The organism is Metabacillus sp. KJ11-3 (assembly GCF_055808295.1).
This window is the reverse complement of the sequence record NZ_CM147865.1, coordinates 588,689-607,171: the sequence shown is the minus strand read 5'-3', so window position 1 is coordinate 607,171 and position 18,483 is coordinate 588,689. Positions and strand designations below refer to the sequence as shown.

The following is an 18,483-nucleotide window of genomic DNA, read 5'->3' as shown; positions in this document are numbered from 1 at the left end:
AGCACTTTCATTAGCAACATAACAATACTCTGCGCCATTTGTTAATTTTCAGCTAACATACTCTCTACAATTGAGCTCTTAATAATTAACGGTACATACAAAAATCAAATTATATATTATTCTCCGAAAATGTACCTATATATATTTAGTACAAAATCATCACTTTTGTTATAACTCCATGTCTGTCCCTTTCAAACAAAACCCTTCATTCATAGAATACATTAACACTGAAGGAAAGGCGGTGATAGAATGGGTGGTTATAACGGTGGAAACAGCTTTGCTTTAATTGTCGTATTGTTCATCTTGTTAATTATTGTAGGTGCAGCATATATTGGCTACTAATTCTTTTCCTTCTTTTCATTACCTTCAATAGCTAGGAATCTTATGGGACATGAGATCCTCCTCAAAAAAAGTGAAGGTCTTCGCCATTCCTGCGGCGAAGACCTTCATCTTTAATCCTATCTTCTTATGATAAACATGTTAATTGTGATGCATGTAAAACTGATAAATGCCAAAAAAGGAATTGTAATAAATCCCAGAACATTTATATATTCTCCTGAACAAGGTATCCCACTTGTACACATTTCAAGTTTTTGCATAAACGGAAGCTTCTGTAGAGAATAATGATAGAATGATATAGCCATTCCAATCATAGCTATCGGTAAAACATACTTATAGACAGTTCGTTCTCCATAATAAAACGCAACACCTAAAATGAGCGTTAGCGGGTACATAAGAATACGCTGGTACCAACATAAAGTACATGGTATATAATGAAGAACTTCACTAAAGAAAAGACTCCCCAACGTCGCAATAAGAGAGACAATCCATGAAAAAAATAACCATTTATTCATTCGTACACTTATTCCCCTTCTATAGCTTCTTCAACCATTTCCTTAAGATCTTCATAATTGTTTCCTTCGAATTTTTGACCATTCACGTATAATGTAGGAGTTCCCGTTATGCTTAAATTGTTTGCTTGCTTCATATCCTCATCCCATGCCGCTTCTGATTCTTTTTGATGAAAAGCAGCAACAACTTTGCCAGCTTCTTCATCAGTAACAATTTCTTTTAATGTCTGTTCTAGAAATTCTTCTGTAAAAACATCCATTCTCTCATATTTTAGGTCTTCTGGCTGCTTCTCAAAAAGTAAATGATGAAATTCCCAAAATACGTCATTTCCCAACTCCTTGAAAACAGCCTCTGCAAATTTTGCTGACCGAATAGAATCGACATTAATAAAAGAATAATTAACGAAGTAAAATTTTGCTTGACCATTTTCTACAAAGTCCTTCTGAATTTGCGGAACAAATTCCTCATGAAAATTTTTGCAAATAGGACATTTATAGTCTCCAAATTCTACGATTTGAACAGGAGCATTGTCATGACCCAAATATGGTTGATTTTCAATGTTTAATGCCTCTACTGTTGTACTAGAGGAACTTGATATAAAAATCAATGCAGCCATACAAATAACGAGAATACTAACGATCCAAACGATTAATTTATGTGGTTTACTCTCTTTTTTCTTATGAGAAGCCATTGTTTCACCTTACTCTCTTCCCTTTTTTCCTATCTTAGATTCCAAAGATAGAGATGACGCAGGATAAAAAACGAAGAAGATAGCCATTACAGCATAAGCCAAATCCAGTTCAAACCCTGATCCTTGACCATTTCCCATAAAACCTGAGGATAGTTTCACTTTTAATGTTGCAACCAACATTATGATAAAAAATAGTGCTGATATGTACCGTGTGCCAAACCCAACAATTAAAAGTAATCCTCCAACTAATTCAATAGCTGCAACTATATAAGCTGCAAAGCCCGGTAACCCGATACTATCAAAAAAACTAGCTGTGTTACCGACACCACCTTGAAACTTTGCAAGTCCATGCATAAAAAAAGCAAAACCCAAATAAACCCGAAGAATGAACAAGCCTACTTCCAATCTCATTTTTAATCTCCTCTCACCAAAACACTACATATTGTAGTGTTTGTTTCCAAAAAATATAGTACGTCTCCACTCTCAACTACACTACTTATTGTAGTGTAGTTGAACTTTTCGGTCAAGCGTAAACATAGTAAACTAAACCACCATCATCAAAATCATCAAAAATGCAATCATATTGATAGAAACAATTATCGATATGAGCGGACATTTAACAGGTATTGTAGACTCAGGTTCTAATAACTGTTTTATACGGTAATTTACAGATCCAGATCCGTCTGAAAATGGTACGAAAACTGGAGCAGAGCCTCGATTTTGGATATAGGATTTTATTAGTTTTATTAAAGCACTTCCTAGTCCAACCTCAGACCCCATACATTTAACCGCATATTCGTCAGCAACCAGTTCAACCATTATTTTATAATTTTCATAACACCATTTTGCTATCGGAATGTACCACATAACCTCTGATATGAGTTGTAAAAGAAAGACTTTGAACGGATCATTGTATTTTTGATGCGCTGTTTCGTGGTGAATAACAGCCTCAAGCTCATCCTTGTCCAACAATTCGATAAGATTGGTTGAAATGATAATGATTGGCCGGATAAATCCTACTGTATAAGCAACAGGCTCTTGATTTTGGATCACATAAATATCTTTTTTCCCGCGATTAAATCGTGTATTCATTTTTTCCGTTATCGAATGATTTAACTTTTCTTTCATTCTACTTTTCATTTTAGAGTAATAGCAAACCTGCTTTATGATTTTTATACATACCATAATAAAAGTCCATACAATAAACGAGTTTACCAGAAATAAAACGAGATGATAAAGAATCGTATTTCCACTAAAGAGACTAATACAAAGCTGAAATACATTGTAATGAATAAATGTACCAAACACATGATGATATAAATACAACCCCATTTGGATAAATAGAACGATTGCTAAGAAAAGACCTAATCCAAAAACCATTAAGGATTTATATCTCCAAGTCATTGTTTCTTTCCTTTCTTTAGTTGGTCAATTTTTTCTTCTAGTCGATTCAGTAATTGTTGATCGACTTCTGTGAGGGAATCCAACATATGATTCACTACTAAACCGCCAAACTCATCTAATAAATTATCTGTTAATTTTTTCGATTGTTCCTCAATAAATTCCTCTTTCGTTTTAACCGGTTTAAAAAAAGAGGTTCTTCCTTCTAATTTTTTTGAAGGATTCCTTTTTCCAGAAGACGGTTCATCACCGTCATAACGGTATTAAAATTAATGGGTTTCTCTACCTCAAGCTGTTGTTGAACCTGCTTTATGCTTTTCTCAGAGCCTTCCCAAAGAATATCCATAATTTTAGCTTCTAAAGGACCAAAAAAACGATTTAACCCTACTTGATCGAATCGGAAGTTATTAATATTCATACTGATCTCACCTTTCATTACATATTGTAGTGTAAGAGAATACATAAGACAAGAATTAAGAAAAGCGCAAGCGCCTTAATTAGCCCCGACAAGCATAAGACGAATAGGAATAGAAGGTGTTCTTTGCCTTCAATTCCTATTTGTCTTTTGACCTCGAGGGCTAGGCGCAGGAGCTAGACACCTACACTAAGTATAAGATTTTATTATTTCTTACCTATAAAAAGACCAACCTTTCAATAAGGTTGGCCATCTTAGGATTAATTTGAACCCGTTTTTAATAGAACGGTTTCTTCTTGATTTTTTGCTGCTTTAGACTGAACATATTTAGCTGTGAGGATAACTGCGGCAATAACAAGGATTTCAAATCCATATTTCACAAATCCATTCTCAAACAGCCCACTTAAGAAATGTTCACCGACAATCATTTTAGATGCAGTCCATGCAAGTATACCCGCCCCAATTGTTATAATAATCGGGAAACGATCGATCCATTTCAATATGATTGTACTTCCCCACATAACCACAGGAACTGAAATTAATAGTCCGATTACTACTAATAGCATATTTCCGTGAGAGGCACCCGCTACTGCCAAGACATTATCGAGTCCCATTAATGCATCTGCTATGATAACCGTTCGAAGCGCTGCCCAAAAGTTATCCCCGGCTTTTACATCGTCATGATCATCATTATCAACAAGCAATTTGAATGCAATGTAGACTAGTAATAGTCCGCCAATAAGGTGAAGACCCGGGACCTCCAATAACCAAACAACAGCTAAAGTAGCCACGATACGAATAATAATTGCTCCTAAAGATCCCCATAAAATTACTTTCTTCTGTTGATGTTTTGGCAAGTTTCTTGCCGCTAATCCGATTAGGATGGCATTATCTCCGGCTAAAACTAAATCAATCACGATAATAGATAAAAGTGCAGTGAGAAATTCCATTTCCATTAAGATTACCTCCTGTTTGCTAGATAAAATCTTTTATAAATAGCTAATTAGAACTAAAGCGCAAGCGCCTTGATCAGCCCGACAAGCATAAGACGATTTAGAATAGAAGGTGTTCTTTGCCTTCAATTCTAAATTGGCTAGACCATAGAGGGGCTAGGCGCTGGAGCTGGATGTCAAAGCGCTTTTCTACAGTACAGGTATTTTATAAATTCCTATACAAAAATAAAAGAGACCTTTGCCGATTAGGCAAAGGTCTCGCTAAGCACAATGTATGCCAACAAAGCCGATGAACAATGTTCATGTAATGACGACTTTATTTCAGGATAATCCTGACGCTACTCCCCTTTACATTGGAAGTGTTCGCTATTTAAACTATCTTTCATTATACCTTATTTTATGGGCCAACGTCTATATATTTATCTCATTCTATAAAAAACAGGATCTTTTCAGCATAATCATTATCTTATATTCGTTTCACCAGATCACTTATTATCAAATGATTCCATCAAATTAAGAAAGATTATAGATGTCATCCCGGATATAAGCTATTGTAAAGATAGACAACACAAAAAAGGATTTTTTACCTAGCAGCAAGTATATAAAGTACAGGGGTGGAGTAAATACATGAGAACTATCGTGGTATGCAAGGAAGGTAATGGCGACTTCACAAGTATTCAAGATGCAATTGATTCAGTACGGGTTCTTACACTTGAACCTGTCAGCATTTATATTAAGGCTGGAAAATATGAGGAAAATGTAGTCATTCCTGATAATAAGCCGGATATTCATTTAATAGGGGAAGATGTTGAAAAAACAATCATTAGCCATCATTTATATGCCGAAATGATTGACTCTAAACAAAAGAAACTTGGAACATTTCGGACACCTGTTGTTTCTATACACGCTGATAACATTCAACTGGAAAATATCACAATTGAAAATACAGCAGGATATGGTAAAGAGATTGGGCAGGCGTTAGCTCTATATGTCTCTGGCGATCGCGGTGTCTATCAACATGTTAGATTACTAGGTAACCAGGACACACTTTACTCAAGTCGGGGTCGGCAATATTTCTCGAATTGCTATATTGAAGGTCATGTTGATTTTATTTTCGGCTCTGGAACTGTTGTTTTTCAACACTGTGAAATTCATAGTTTACGTGATGGATATATAACAGCTTCTTCCACACCAAAGGATTCAACATTCGGATTTATCTTTTTTGATTGTAAATTAACCGGTACTGCAAATGACAATTCTGTTTATTTAGGAAGACCTTGGCGCCCCTATGCACAAACCACCTTTATTCGGACATGGATGGGGTCACATATAAAACGCGAAGGATGGGATAACTGGAGCGACAAAGAAAATGAAAAAACATCCAGATACTATGAAGGAGAAAGCTACGGTCCGGGTCGTGCAGATGAACATCGTGTGAATTGGGCAACAAGCTTATCAGATCAAGACATTGAGGATTTAAGACTTGAAAAAATATTCGAGAGTTCAGACAACTGGGTTCCAAAAGAAATGCGCAAGCGCCTTGATCAGCCCCGACAGGCATAAGACGATCAGGAATAGATGACTTTTTGTCTTCAATTCCTGAGTGGCTTATGACCGCGAGGGGCTAAGCACTGGAGCTGGACACCAAAACTAAGTTTTAAAAAATATAAGGTTTAAGGAGGTTTATTTCATGACAAATTTATTATGGAATCAAAAAACACCATTTCTTAGTTCTGAAGATGAATTCACTCCAACGATTACTCCGTACCTAATCAATCGTAAGGAAAAACATGGAGCGGTCATCATTTTTCCAGGTGGCGGTTATCAAGGTCGTGCACATCACGAGGGAGAGCCAGTTGCAAAATGGTTAAACACACTGGGTATTTCTGCATTTGTATTAAACTATCGTGTTTCACCTTCGAGACATCCAGCTCCATTAGCGGATGCTCAGCGTGCTATTCGCTATGTTCGACATCATGCAGAAGAATGGTTCATTGATAAACAAAAAATTGGGATATTAGGATTTTCAGCAGGTGGACATCTAGCATCAACTGCTTCAACTCACTTTTTACAAGGATGCTACGAATCTAGTGATCGTATTGATGAAGAAAGCTGTAGGCCGAATATTGCCATTGTCTGTTATCCTGTTATATCATTTACACATTTTTATCATGAAGGCTCTGTTCAAAATTTACTGGGAAATAACTCGTCAGAGCAACTGCGTCTTTCATTATCCAATGAAAACAATGTTACCGCTGATACACCACCGACTTTTCTCTGGCACACAGCTGATGATGGCGCAGTTCCTGTTGAGAATAGTTTACTCTATGCACAATCATTAAGTAAAAATAATGTTCCCTTTGAACTGCATATCTTTCCGAATGGACGTCATGGTTTAGGACTTGCCGAAGAGGACCTTGTAGTGGGAAAATGGACAAATTTATGTGAAAATTGGTTGAAACAACAAGGATTTTAATATGACAAACTTAAAAAGACTTTGTCCTGTCATGGACAAAGTCTTTTATTGGCTATTAGGATGTTACATTTTTCAACTCAATCATAGAATCATCTGAGCTTGTTTTTTGTTTGCATTGATTAAATTCGATGTCTTCACCATTTTCTACATAAAATGCAGGTCCTTCATGATTACTGATTGTTACTCTATGAAAACTAACACCTTTGACGTTTCCGCAGAAGAAGCCGCGTTGTTTCATCGGCTTTAATTCGGACATCATGGCAGGCATACCTGGTTCTGCATCATCAGCCATATCGACAGTGACATGATCAAATGTCACATCTTCCACATACATCTCAGGCAGGCCGTATAAAAATCCTGCCGCCGCACTTACTTCTCTTGCGGTTATATTTGAGAAATGTATTCTTCTAAAAACAGGAGTTTCATCCGTTACTGGATATGGATTTTTATCCCATACATATTTTTCTTTACCACGTGGTCCACAGAAATAATAGAGGTTTGCAATAAACGGACAAATAACACTTTTCATCACAATATTGCTTACACGAATATCTTCTATCACACCGCCGCGGCCTCGTCTCGATTTTAGACGAATTCCTCGGTCTGTTCCTTCAAATACACAATTACTAACCGTAACATTTCGAATATCACCGCTCATTTCACTCCCAAGGACAACCCCGCCATGTCCATGGATCATCGTGCAGTTTGTAATTGTGATATTTTCGCATGCTACACGTTTTTCGGTGTCTTCTGTTCCCGCTTTAATTGCAATGCAGTCATCACCAACATCAATATGGCAATCTGATATTCTAACATTTCGGCATGACTCTGGATCAATGCCATCTGTATTCGGAGAATCGCTCGGATTTACAATTGTAAGATTATGAATTGTCACATCTTCACAGCAAATGGGATTTACCGTCCAGCTAGGAGACTGAATCATCTTTACTCCTGAGATTACTATATGTTTGCAAGAATCAAAGCTTACTAGCTTTGGACGCGGGTATTTATTTTCCTTTTTTCTAAAAAGATCCCACCAAAATGCACCATTCCCATCCAATGTCCCATATCCTGTTACAGATATGTTTTCACTGTTCTCTGAATAAATGCATGATGCATATACATCTCTTTTAACCCCTTCCCACCTTGATTGGACAATTGGATACTCATTTATATCAGTACTAAATAGTAGAGTAGATCCAGCCTCTATATATAGATTCATATTGCTTTTTAATATAATGGCACCTGTTAGAAATCGACCAGCCGGGACATAAACCGTTCCTCCTCCAGCTTCCTCACATGCGTGAATTGCCGCGGCAATCATCTTCGTATTAACAGTCTTTCCATCCCCCACCGCACCATATTGCGTAATATCATGCAGGCTGGTTGTACTTGTTGGAATCATTTTTCTCTCTCCTTTCTCTATTGAATGCTTTCCATTTCTGCGGCTGCTAAAATAAAAGCTCCAATTCCTTTTAAGTCATTTGTTATAATCGGCTCACTAATATAGTATTCAAATGTTCCATCTCGTTTATCTGGCCCGCCCAGTCCGGCTACCTGGCAGTTTTTATTTAAATTAACCAAGCCTGCACTTGTTTCCGTAATAAATTCGTTTATAATCCCCTCATAAACCTGATGGGCTAACTCCTCCCATTCTTTTGGTAGATACCCTTGCTTTACTCCCTTTGCAATAGCATATAAAATCATGCATGAAGAGGAAGCCTCAAGATAATTTCCCTTTCGATCCCCTTTATCAAGGACCTGGTACCAAACTCCTGATTCTTTGTCTTGTACATTTTTAAGTGCAAGTAAAACATCTGTCAGTAATACCAGCAATGCACCTCGGTCTTTATGATTCTCCGGAAGGAATGTGAGTGTATCAACTAACCCCATCACAAACCACCCCATTGATCTTCCCCAGAAATTCTTTGAATGGCCGGTTTCCGGGTTGCACCATGGCTGTATTTTTTTCTCGTCAAATGCGTGATACAGAAGACCTGTCTCATGATCTTTTGTATTTTTCGCACATAGTAAAAATTGCTTTGTTATATCATCAAATTCCTCTATTTGTCCGAACTCCTTTACATACTCAGCGTAAAATGGGGACCCCATATACAGACCGTCAAGCCAAATTTGATGTGGATATACTTTCTTATGCCAAAAAACTCCCTCGGAAGTGCGGGGATGTAAATGCAACTGTTTTCTTAACAGGTCGATTGCCTTCTTATATTTCGTTTCTCCCGTTTCTTTAAACAAAGTAAGTAAAACCTTTCCATTGTTTATATGATCAATATTAAAGTGTTCAATATTGTATGCCCGGATATCTCCTTCTTCATTGACAAAAGCATCCATGTTTTTTTTCATATAATGAAAATACTTCTGATCACCTGTTTTCCTCCAGACAAGCTCCGTCCCCTTTAACACAACACCATAGTCATACGACCACTTATCATTTTGAACCCCTTCACACAAAAGCGGTCTTCGGACAATAACAGAGTCTATCATTCTTTGTGACCAATTAAGCGTTTTTGTTTCCACCATTATTCAACCCTCTCTCTTGATTGTTTTCCTTATAACTAAAATAATGAAAATCAGCATGTTTGTTTGTCCCCAAAAGATCCTGTACACACACCCCAACAAAGTTCCCTGTAAATCCGTTCCCCTCATCAGAAAGGTGGGCCATACTGATTGGAACGTCAATTCTTTCCCAATCATTAGCGTTAGACTTATAAAAGAATGTTGCTTCCTCATCATGTAAAATTGCTTTGAGTTTGCAGCTCTTTGAGTCGTTTACAGGAACCCACAGATCTAACTGTTCAAACTCTCCCCACTCACATTTCATAATATTGAGACATTTCCCTTTTTCTTCATCATGTGAAAGATAGAAATAAACATAATTATCAGTATTGTAATAAAGAACCAGACCTGCCATCTGCATAAATGTTTCTGGATCAAATTCGATGTCTGTTTCCACTTCACATGAGAAATGCTGCTGTCGTCTTGCAACTAAATGCTGATCATTCAGGGAGTGAAGCGATTCTCCTCCGTTTAATCGCAGGCATCCTTTTCGTTCCTTTAATGAGCACCAGGATTCATCAGGAGCTTTGCGGATGGTATTCCATGTTATATGTAATGATTCATGTTGAAAATCATCATATTCATTTTGATCATGTGGAAAAGGATGTTGAGGAAGATTAGGTGCGATGACTTCTACTTGTGCTTCATTTCCTCCGTTCTCAAGTCGAAGCCAGCCATCTTCTGTCCATTTCACACGCTGGATAGCAGTTTCCCGGCCTAAAATGGAGTATTTCCCTTTCACAGGTCTGCTGCATAAGTGGGCCATAAACCATTCACCCGTTTGTGTACAAACTAAACTTCCATGTCCGGCCTTTTGCAATGGTAAATGTTCGTCATGTGCAGAAGTTAACATTGGATTTTGCGGATCAACCTCATATGGACCGGTCAATTCTTTAGATCTTGCAACGGTGACAGCATGTGTTTTACCTGTGCCACCTTCAGCAGTTAGTAAATAGTAATAACCATTCTGTTTATAAATATGGGGAGCTTCTGTTTTCCTTAAATACGTCCCATTAAATATTTTATACATTGGACCGATCAATTTTTTATCCTCCGGAGAATACTCCTGCATCACAATCCCTGCCGATTTATTTCTCCCATCCATTCGATAATCCCACTCAACATTCAAAAACCATTTCCGACCATCCTCATTATGAAATAAAGATGGATCAAAGCTTCCACTGTTTAAAAGGATAGGCTCTGACCAAGGACCTAAGATATCGGTTGCTGTAATCAAGTAATTATGTGCATCCTTAAATGGATACTTACTTCTTTTAACATCAGTGTAAACCAAATAAAAAACACCATCATGATAGCTTAAAGCAGGAGCCCAAATACTGCATGAATCCGGATTGCCGATAAAGTTATGATGCTTATTCAAAATATTGGTTAAGTGCCTCCAGTTTTGTAGGTCTCTAGAATGATAGACTGGCACTCCCGGATACCATTCAAAAGTTGAAGTAACAATATAGTAGTTTTCCTCCACCCGAACAATACATGGGTCAGGATTAAATCCCGTCAAGACCGGATTCTTTATATACGACCTTTCCTCCATATAAAAGCTCCTTTCTTATATGGAACGTATTCAGAAAAGAAGATTCTTTCCCCATTAGGGAGAAAGAATCTTACCTTTACCAATTCATCATCAACCTTGTGCTTTCTTATAAGCCTCTTCGTATTCTTTTGCCATTGCATCTCCACCTGATTTCTTCCACTTATCAACTGCCTCATCAAAGGCCTTTTCATCAATTTCACCCATAATGTATTTGATTGTTGCATCCACAATTATTTTCTCTAATTCTGTTCCACGTTCATTTGCTGTTTCTGAATCAAGCGGTACAGTAGGATCGAGGACGGCAAACTCGGCATTTTCTTTAATTAGCTCATTCACCAGTTGTTTAGAAGGGTCTGCGTCGACAAGTGAGTGAGTAATCTCACTAGGTCTTGAGCTGGAAAATGGTTGTACGTCTTTTTGCCATAAATCATTGTCTAAAATAGTAAACGCGCCATTGCTATCCGTTTCATAGTGAGTTCCTTCAATACCGCCTGTCATCATCATAAACACTTCTTCATCAATTAAATCATTAATAAATTGCAGTAAGCGCTTTAACTCAGCTTCTGTTTTCACTTCTGATTTAGGGAAAGCCATTAATCCCCCTACACCACTATTTTCCGACCAAATATGATTTCCACCATCAGGGCTTTCAATTTTGTTTACTGGCACGATCTCCATCTCATCTTGAATACCCTCTGCCATTGTTTTTAAATTCTTAATATCAACCATACCTGTATAAATTCCCGCTTTACCTTGTGCGAATTTTTGTTGTTGATCTGTTTTAGCTGTTACGGCAAAATCCTGGTCCAAATAGCCATTTTTATATAAATCTCTTGAATAATTCATAGTATCTTTATATGCTTGTGTCTCAAATTCCGGTGTAAATGTCCCGTCTTCTTCAACTTTCCATCCGTTTGGTGTTCCAAAGTAGGAGCTTAATGTTTTGAAACTGCTGTACCTAAGATCACTTCGATCACTGAAAGCGACTGTATCATCTTTTCCATTGCCATCCGGATCATCCTCTGTAAACGCTCTTGCAACTTCAAATAATTCATCCAATGTTTTTGGGACTTCAAGTCCTAAATTATCTAACCAATCCTTACGAAGCAAAAGTCCGGAACGTGCTAAATCTTTTTGAAATGGTACGCCATATAATTTTCCATCGATAGATGCAGCTGTTCGAATGTCTTCAGATATTAGTTTCAAATTATCGTAATCATCCAAGTACTTTTCTACATCCCAAAACATACCGGTTTTTAATGATTGCCTTACAGAAGAATTTGTCATCATTGTTAAAGAAACAATGTCAGATAATTCTCCGGAGGCAAGTGCGGCTGTAATTCTTTCTTCTTTAGATGCATCAGGTACCCAATTAAAATTGATCGTCGAATTTGTCGCTTCTTCTATCTCTTTTAACACGACATCTGTTGGTGGAGAAGCTGTATGCAGGATCGCTGTCCAATTCACTTCAACCTTTGATTCAGGATCATATTTTTCTGTATCTCCGCTTGCTTGTTCATTATTATTAGAACAAGCCGCAAGAAGGATTTGTGATGCTACTAATACATTTACCCCAATTATTTTGGCTAGCTTCTTTTTCATCTTCCATCTTCCCCTTTCTGACTTTGAGCTTTTTATTTTTCTTTTTTTGATTATGCAAGATATCCCCCGTACTCTATGCTTGTTTTCTTATCCACCCCCTTAAAATTATTTTAAGATTGATTCTCACTTTTTAAGAGCACAGCCTGACTTTCAACTTTTATAAATACTTGGTTTGTCATCCACATAATGACGTAATTCCCAATACTGATCCCAAAGAACACAAGTGCACCTGAATTCATAAAGAGAACGAAATAAATGACCGCCAATGAAAGAAGCAGGATCAATGTATACTGTAAATATGAAATCCCAAATAAGACAGAGCACTTGATTTTAACAATCGTGCTTTTCCAGTCATAGTGGGCCATAATGGGAAACACATAACAAAGTGAGACAACATAAACAAAGCTGACAAAGATCACTAATACACGCAAATAAAAAGACTGAACATACAAAAGATCAACATATAAAATCCAGCCGATGACAAGATAAATCATGCCAACAACAGACGCCTCTTTAAAGGAAGAGCGATAGGCTTTCCAGAATGTCGAAAAAATGGGAATATCACTATTTCCTCGAATCCACTGCCTTATGACGGTATACAGTGCTAATGTGGCTGGACCGATTCCTGCTAGAACAAGGCCCAGCAATGTAAATGCGATCCATAAGATATTGAGATATACCAGCTGTAAAATACGGATACATATGTCATTTAACCGCTCAGCCATTTTATCCATTATTCACACTCCTTTTTCCCTCATGATACCGTTATCAATTCTTCCCATTAGTAAAGACCGTCCTCCCCAAATTTCTTCGCTAATTTATTTGCGCCAATAACCAGAATTAGTCCCACAAGTCCTTTAAATAAACCAACCGCTGTACTATAGCTTAATTGCCCATTTTTAAGTCCGGCCGTATAGACATACGTATCAAAGATTTCCATTGATTCTCTATTAAGCGAGTTTAAAAGAAGATAAACATGCTCAAAACCTAAGTCTAATGTTTGACCGATTTTTAAGATTAATAGAATAATAATAACCGGACGAATTGCAGGCAATGTAACATGCCAGATTTGACGAAGACGATTGGCGCCATCCATTTTTGCGGCTTCATATAATTGTGGATCAACAGCTGTCACTGCCGCCAAGTAAATAATGGTTGACCAGCCCATTTCTTTCCAGATAATTTGCAGGATGTAAATCGCCCTGGTCCATGCATCATCTGTTAAGAAATCCATTTTCTCGCCGCCTGCTTTAGCAATCAATTCATTAATAACTCCCCCTCTACTGTTAAGAAGACGTAAGAAATCGATACAATAATAACCCATGACATAAAATGCGGGATATATATAACAGTTTGAATTGTGCTTTTGAAGAATTTCCCTCTTACTTCATTTAACATTAATGCCAATATGATAGGAATCGGGAAAAAGACAAATAAATTTAATGCAAATAAAAACAGTGTGTTTGTTAACAACATAAAAAAGGTTGGTTCTGTAAATAAGCGAATAAAATGTTTAAAACCGGCCCAGGGACTTCCTGAAATTCCCAAAAACGGCTGGTAATCCTGGAAGGCGATGATCAGTCCTCCCATTGGTACATACTTAAAAATAATGAAATACAAGAGACCTGGCAATATCATAAAATACAAATATTTATTTCTGCCTATACTTGCAATATTCTTTCTTCTGATTTCCCGCTTGATTGCTTTCTTATCTGGAACAGTTTGCACGCTATGCTGATCTTTTATAGGAATCATTGTTTCCCTCACTCAGAAATCCTCCCTCAATTTTTCTCCGTATATGTTTGTACCATTCAAAATTAATCTATTTCATAGCGTAACGTCTACAATCATTCTGTCAGGAACCATTCTCCGACACCGATTGTAAACGCTTTCTGTTGTCGATATGATCTATTGAGTACTTTTAACCGGTCATGATTATTCTTAGTAAGATCCATAATCATGGCATGAAATAACTACTGTGGAAATGATTATAGACATGCTTATTTTTCGGTTGCTATATTGGAAGTAGAAATATAGATAAATATAAATTGAAATGGAGGGTTTCGATTGAAGTATGAAAGTTCTTTAGGCAATCGTATTTTTAATTTCCTTAACTATACGGTCCTGCTGCTAATTGGGTTAGCTTGTTTTCTCCCATTTGTAAACGTTATCTCAAGTTCCTTCGCAACAACACAGGAGGTTGTTGAAAAAACATTTATACTTTTTCCAACAACTTTTACTTTGGATGCTTACCACTATATTTTTTCTACACCTACGATTTTTAGGAGCTTTGCCGTCTCAATCGGTGTTACAGGTGTTGGTACATTCGTTAGTATGGTTTTAACTGCTTTCATGGCTTACGGATTATCGAGAAAGTACTTATATGGAAGGAAAGGGATCAACTTTATCGTAGTCTTTACCATGCTTTTTAGCGGAGGGATGATTCCTACCTATCTTGTCGTAAGAAATTTAGGCCTTATTGATACGTATTGGGCACTAATTTTGCCAGTCGCAATTAGTGCATTTAACTTAATTATTATGAGGAATTTTTTCCAAGCAATTCCGGACAGCTTGGAAGAATCAGCAAAGGTTGACGGATACAACGATATGATGATTTTCTTCAAAATTATCCTGCCGTTATCTCTGCCTTCAATCGCAACAATTTCATTATTTTACGCGGTGTCATATTGGAATGAATATACAAATGCGATTCTTTACTTAAATGATTCAGGTAAATGGCCTATTCAAGTGTTACTGCGTCAAATTGTTATCGTATCAAGCGGCATGCAAGCAGATAATTCCGCTGTTGATATCGTTCCACCGGCACAAACAATCAAAATGGCCGTAATCGCAGTTGCAACAATCCCTATGCTTATCGTCTACCCATTCCTGCAAAAATACTTTGTAAAAGGTGCCTTTGTAGGCTCTGTGAAGGCTTAATAAGAGTAAGAAGAAAATACCTATGTGAATAACAATAAAGACTACTATATTCGATACGGTAGTCTTTATTATTTTTAATTGAATGTTTTAGAAAGAATTGTAGATGTAGATTACTTTTTAATAGATAGTGGAATGGAGCGGAAGACACTCGACTCCTGTGGGGAAGTAGAGGAAAGGCTGACCCCCGCAGGCAAAGCCGAGGGAGGCTCAGCTTCCTCCCCGGCGCATGGAGTGTCTGTAGTGCGCAAAGTAACAGCCTGTTCTATAAAGGCTTTAGAATAGAAATATACGGAGCGCGCTTTACACAGCAAAAACATCCCCTATAATGTTCAAATTACAAGTTATATAAAGGGGATGTTTCATATTACTCTTACTCTGTTAATTTTGATAAAACAAAAAGAAACTTTCATCAACTTTTCTTATAAACCAATGTCTCACCACAATGCAATTCCCTATATTTCCCTGGTGTTATTCCTTCATATTTACGGAAGGAACGGATAAAATTTTGAGAATTATTATATTGCAGCTTTTCCGAAATTTTCTTTACTGACATATCTGTTTCTTTCAGCCATTTTTTCGCCATATCATATCGATACAATGCAAGATATTCACTAAAAGATTGATTGAACTCCTTTTTAAAAATGCTGCTTAAATAATTTTTATTATAATGAAGACGAGCTGCTATATTTTCTAAAGAAAGTTCTGTATCAAATTCATTTTGAATAATATGAACAATTTTATCTGAGATTGTTTTATATTGATAATCAGTACGTTCAGTAATCGCATTGATCATAGGATACACGATTTTATGCTTTACAAACATTTCAATTTCTTCGGAAGTTTTCATTTCAGAAATGGCATTATACAATGTTTTATGATCCTCAATAATTAACGTGTCCATACCCAACACATGCATAAAGCTAACTAAATCATTGATAAACCGCATAATATTAACTTCAAGTTCATGAGGATTATGATTATTTTTAAATAAATCTGCAAGCAGTTGATGTAACGTTTCTTTTGCTTTTTTGTTTTCTCCTAATTTAATTGAATCAAACAATTGATTTTCCAGTATTTTAGGGAAATATGTTTTAATTTCATTACTATTAAAAATAGCAGAAACACTTTCATAAAAAATAATCGATTCTTTTCCTACCTTTAAGCGGTACTTAAGTGCATCAATTCCTTGTTGAAGTGCAAGCTTACTGTCCCCTAAATCTTTAAATGGGCTACTTATTCCCACACTAACGGTCAGATTGAAAATCTCTTTGACCACTTTTTGTATTCTTTCCATATAGTTGTTTATGACTAACACATGCTGATCTGTATCCTCGTTTTGGCAAAGGAAAATAGTTGCTTGAGTCCTTGAATCAATAACAGCGGGTGATAACTGCTCATCCTTATTAATTATCTCAGAAACAAGCTGATTGATTGAAAATAAAAGGACGTCTTTGTCCTTTCTTGAATAATTATTGTTTTCAAGATGATCAAATTGAATAGCAAGAACATACAAACTTTTCCACTTTTGTGGGAATTTAAAATCCTGCAGTTGCTCTTGAATTTCCTGGTCATTCATACGTCCGTGAAAAAGATTTAACATAAATAATGTTTTTAATTGTTCATGCTGGCTTGTAATTACATTTTCAAGGGACTGATTTTTATTTATAACTTCACGAATCGATCTTCCGATAAGTTCAAATTCATCTTTACAATCATTTTTTTGTATTTTAGGAATGAATTTCTGCAGTTCACGAATTGGTTTAGAAAAGTAGTCTGAGCTAACATAGCCTATTATAATAGTCACTGATAGCATAAAAACACTCATCAAAACAGTTCCTATAATGGTTGGCTTCATTGCTTCTGTAAACTCCGAATCCTTTATTTTTGTAACATATAACCATCCATTGTATCCTGATTTTGAATAAACCAATTTATATTTTTGCTGTGTATCAACTGGATAGATTCCAGCTTGTCCTTGGTGGTGATTTACTAATTCAGAAATAATAGTTTGCTTAATTTCTTTTTCCTGTGGTTCTGCGTCATTTTGATAGATTAGTATTCCATCTTGATTATAAATATAGACAGGGTTTGATTCAGCTTGATTATAGATTAGACTTGATAATGACTTTAATGGGATATGTACAATGAGAACGCCGTTTTTTGTTGACTGATAGTAGGGGGTTTGTTTGATAAGCATAATCTCATTTTCCACTTTTTCTTCCTTCAACCATGTAGAGGGGTGTGGAAGTGACATATAATTTGATACAATGTAATCCATTTCTGTTTTAGTAACTGTTTTTAATCCGTATTGATTTATCTTCCAGTTTCCTTGTAAGCTAACTAATTCTATGGTTGTTTGACTTGGTCCGAATGATGAAATGTAGTTTAATTGTTTATCAATTGCTTGATAAATATCAAAATTCTTTACGGTTAAAGGTTCTTTTATATATTGCTTAAATGAGGAATCATGAACATAGGAATTAAGTGAATAATCTAATGTTTGCATTTTCTGTTCAAGCGTATTCATGATTTGAACAACATTTTCCTGCTTCTCCAAAATAATCTTCTCTTCAAATGAAGCTTTGGTAAAAAAATACGCAAAGCCATTAAATAAGATCACAACTAGAGTACCTGCTAAAACAAAGGGTAAAAAAATGCGATAAAAATATTTTGGTTTTTGTTTCAACATTCATCACCTCTCTCTACCAATAAAACGCTTACATTAGTTATCATTATATGATTCCACTATTTTTAATGTCAATATGCTGTTACACTCATATACTGTCATTTTCACAATCAACTACCTCCTAATTTGACAACGCTTACAAATAAACCTACTTTATTTTCAATAAAATCGCTACAATCATCATAACAGTTAAATCAAATTGGAGAATGAAAATAGGGTTTCATATAAAAAAGTGATCTAGTGAACATGACATAACGTAATGATTATATAAAAAAATCACCAGATCAAAAGGTAAAAAGAGCGGTTCTATATAAAATTCTCTTTTTACCTTCTTC

Annotated in this window: 15 protein-coding genes and 2 pseudogenes; 4 read left to right on the top strand and 13 right to left on the bottom strand. The window is 36.2% G+C overall.

Features of this window, described 5'->3' with window-relative positions; genetic code table 11:
• The first annotated feature begins 249 nt into the window (after window positions 1–249).
• Entirely contained in the window at window positions 250–342 is a 93-nt protein-coding gene (locus AC0L8O_RS03140) for a YjcZ family sporulation protein (protein WP_034333088.1), read from the top strand.
• 116 nt (window positions 343–458) lie between these two features.
• On the opposite strand, the gene AC0L8O_RS03135 is transcribed toward AC0L8O_RS03140, so the two are convergent.
• The 6 genes and pseudogenes from AC0L8O_RS03135 to AC0L8O_RS03110 all read right to left on the bottom strand — a co-directional run bounded on the left by AC0L8O_RS03135 (window position 459) and on the right by AC0L8O_RS03110 (window position 4,309).
• Window positions 459–854: a disulfide oxidoreductase gene (locus tag AC0L8O_RS03135; protein WP_473446562.1), complete on the bottom strand. Its 396-nt coding sequence runs from the start codon at window positions 852–854 to the stop codon at window positions 459–461.
• 8 nt (window positions 855–862) lie between these two features.
• Entirely contained in the window at window positions 863–1,543 is a 681-nt protein-coding gene (locus AC0L8O_RS03130) for a DsbA family protein (protein ID WP_473446561.1), read from the bottom strand.
• 9 nt (window positions 1,544–1,552) lie between these two features.
• A complete protein-coding gene (locus AC0L8O_RS03125) occupies window positions 1,553–1,954 on the bottom strand; it encodes a DoxX family protein (protein WP_473446560.1) in 402 nt (133 codons plus the stop codon).
• Between the two features lie 132 nt (window positions 1,955–2,086).
• Entirely contained in the window at window positions 2,087–2,947 is an 861-nt protein-coding gene (locus AC0L8O_RS03120) for a M56 family metallopeptidase (protein ID WP_473446559.1), read from the bottom strand.
• A pseudogene (locus AC0L8O_RS03115) lies at window positions 2,944–3,362 on the bottom strand (BlaI/MecI/CopY family transcriptional regulator). The gene AC0L8O_RS03120 and the pseudogene AC0L8O_RS03115 overlap by 4 nt, the downstream one beginning before the upstream one ends.
• A 257-nt stretch (window positions 3,363–3,619) precedes the next feature.
• Window positions 3,620–4,309, bottom strand: coding sequence for a TerC family protein (locus AC0L8O_RS03110; RefSeq protein WP_473448629.1), 690 nt, complete (start codon window positions 4,307–4,309; stop codon window positions 3,620–3,622).
• Window positions 4,310–4,939: 630 nt separating this feature from the next.
• On the opposite strand from AC0L8O_RS03110, the gene AC0L8O_RS03105 reads away from it, so the two are divergent.
• Both AC0L8O_RS03105 and AC0L8O_RS03100 read left to right on the top strand, forming a co-directional pair.
• On the top strand, window positions 4,940–5,875 hold the full coding sequence (locus AC0L8O_RS03105; protein ID WP_473446558.1) for a pectinesterase family protein: 936 nt from the start codon (window positions 4,940–4,942) through the stop codon (window positions 5,873–5,875).
• Window positions 5,876–6,002: 127 nt separating this feature from the next.
• A complete protein-coding gene (locus AC0L8O_RS03100; protein WP_473446557.1) occupies window positions 6,003–6,788 on the top strand; it encodes an alpha/beta hydrolase in 786 nt (261 codons plus the stop codon).
• Window positions 6,789–6,843: 55 nt separating this feature from the next.
• On the opposite strand, the gene AC0L8O_RS03095 is transcribed toward AC0L8O_RS03100, so the two are convergent.
• The 6 genes and pseudogenes from AC0L8O_RS03095 to AC0L8O_RS03070 all read right to left on the bottom strand — a co-directional run bounded on the left by AC0L8O_RS03095 (window position 6,844) and on the right by AC0L8O_RS03070 (window position 14,160).
• On the bottom strand, window positions 6,844–8,193 hold the full coding sequence (locus tag AC0L8O_RS03095) for a glycoside hydrolase family 28 protein (RefSeq protein WP_473446556.1): 1,350 nt from the start codon (window positions 8,191–8,193) through the stop codon (window positions 6,844–6,846).
• A gap of 17 nt (window positions 8,194–8,210) precedes the next feature.
• Window positions 8,211–9,329, bottom strand: coding sequence for a glycoside hydrolase family 88/105 protein (locus AC0L8O_RS03090; protein WP_473446555.1), 1,119 nt, complete (start codon window positions 9,327–9,329; stop codon window positions 8,211–8,213).
• Window positions 9,307–10,920, bottom strand: a complete 1,614-nt coding sequence (locus AC0L8O_RS03085) for a glycoside hydrolase family 43 protein (RefSeq protein WP_473446554.1) — start codon at window positions 10,918–10,920, stop codon at window positions 9,307–9,309. Before AC0L8O_RS03085 ends, AC0L8O_RS03090 begins: the two co-directional genes overlap by 23 nt.
• A gap of 90 nt (window positions 10,921–11,010) precedes the next feature.
• On the bottom strand, window positions 11,011–12,522 hold the full coding sequence (locus tag AC0L8O_RS03080) for an extracellular solute-binding protein (protein ID WP_473446553.1): 1,512 nt from the start codon (window positions 12,520–12,522) through the stop codon (window positions 11,011–11,013).
• 110 nt (window positions 12,523–12,632) lie between these two features.
• Complete coding sequence (locus AC0L8O_RS03075) at window positions 12,633–13,256, bottom strand: YesL family protein (protein ID WP_473446552.1); 624 nt, start codon at window positions 13,254–13,256, stop codon at window positions 12,633–12,635.
• A gap of 47 nt (window positions 13,257–13,303) precedes the next feature.
• A pseudogene (locus tag AC0L8O_RS03070) lies at window positions 13,304–14,160 on the bottom strand (ABC transporter permease).
• A 429-nt stretch (window positions 14,161–14,589) separates the two neighbouring features.
• Here AC0L8O_RS03070 and AC0L8O_RS03065 point away from each other — a divergent pair.
• The gene (locus tag AC0L8O_RS03065) at window positions 14,590–15,462 is read left to right on the top strand and encodes a carbohydrate ABC transporter permease (protein ID WP_026562201.1); all 873 of its coding nucleotides are present in this window, start codon (window positions 14,590–14,592) and stop codon (window positions 15,460–15,462) included.
• Window positions 15,463–15,871: 409 nt separating this feature from the next.
• On the opposite strand, the gene AC0L8O_RS03060 is transcribed toward AC0L8O_RS03065, so the two are convergent.
• Window positions 15,872–18,151: a helix-turn-helix domain-containing protein gene (locus tag AC0L8O_RS03060; RefSeq protein WP_473446551.1), complete on the bottom strand. Its 2,280-nt coding sequence runs from the start codon at window positions 18,149–18,151 to the stop codon at window positions 15,872–15,874.
• Window positions 18,152–18,483 lie beyond the last annotated feature (332 nt).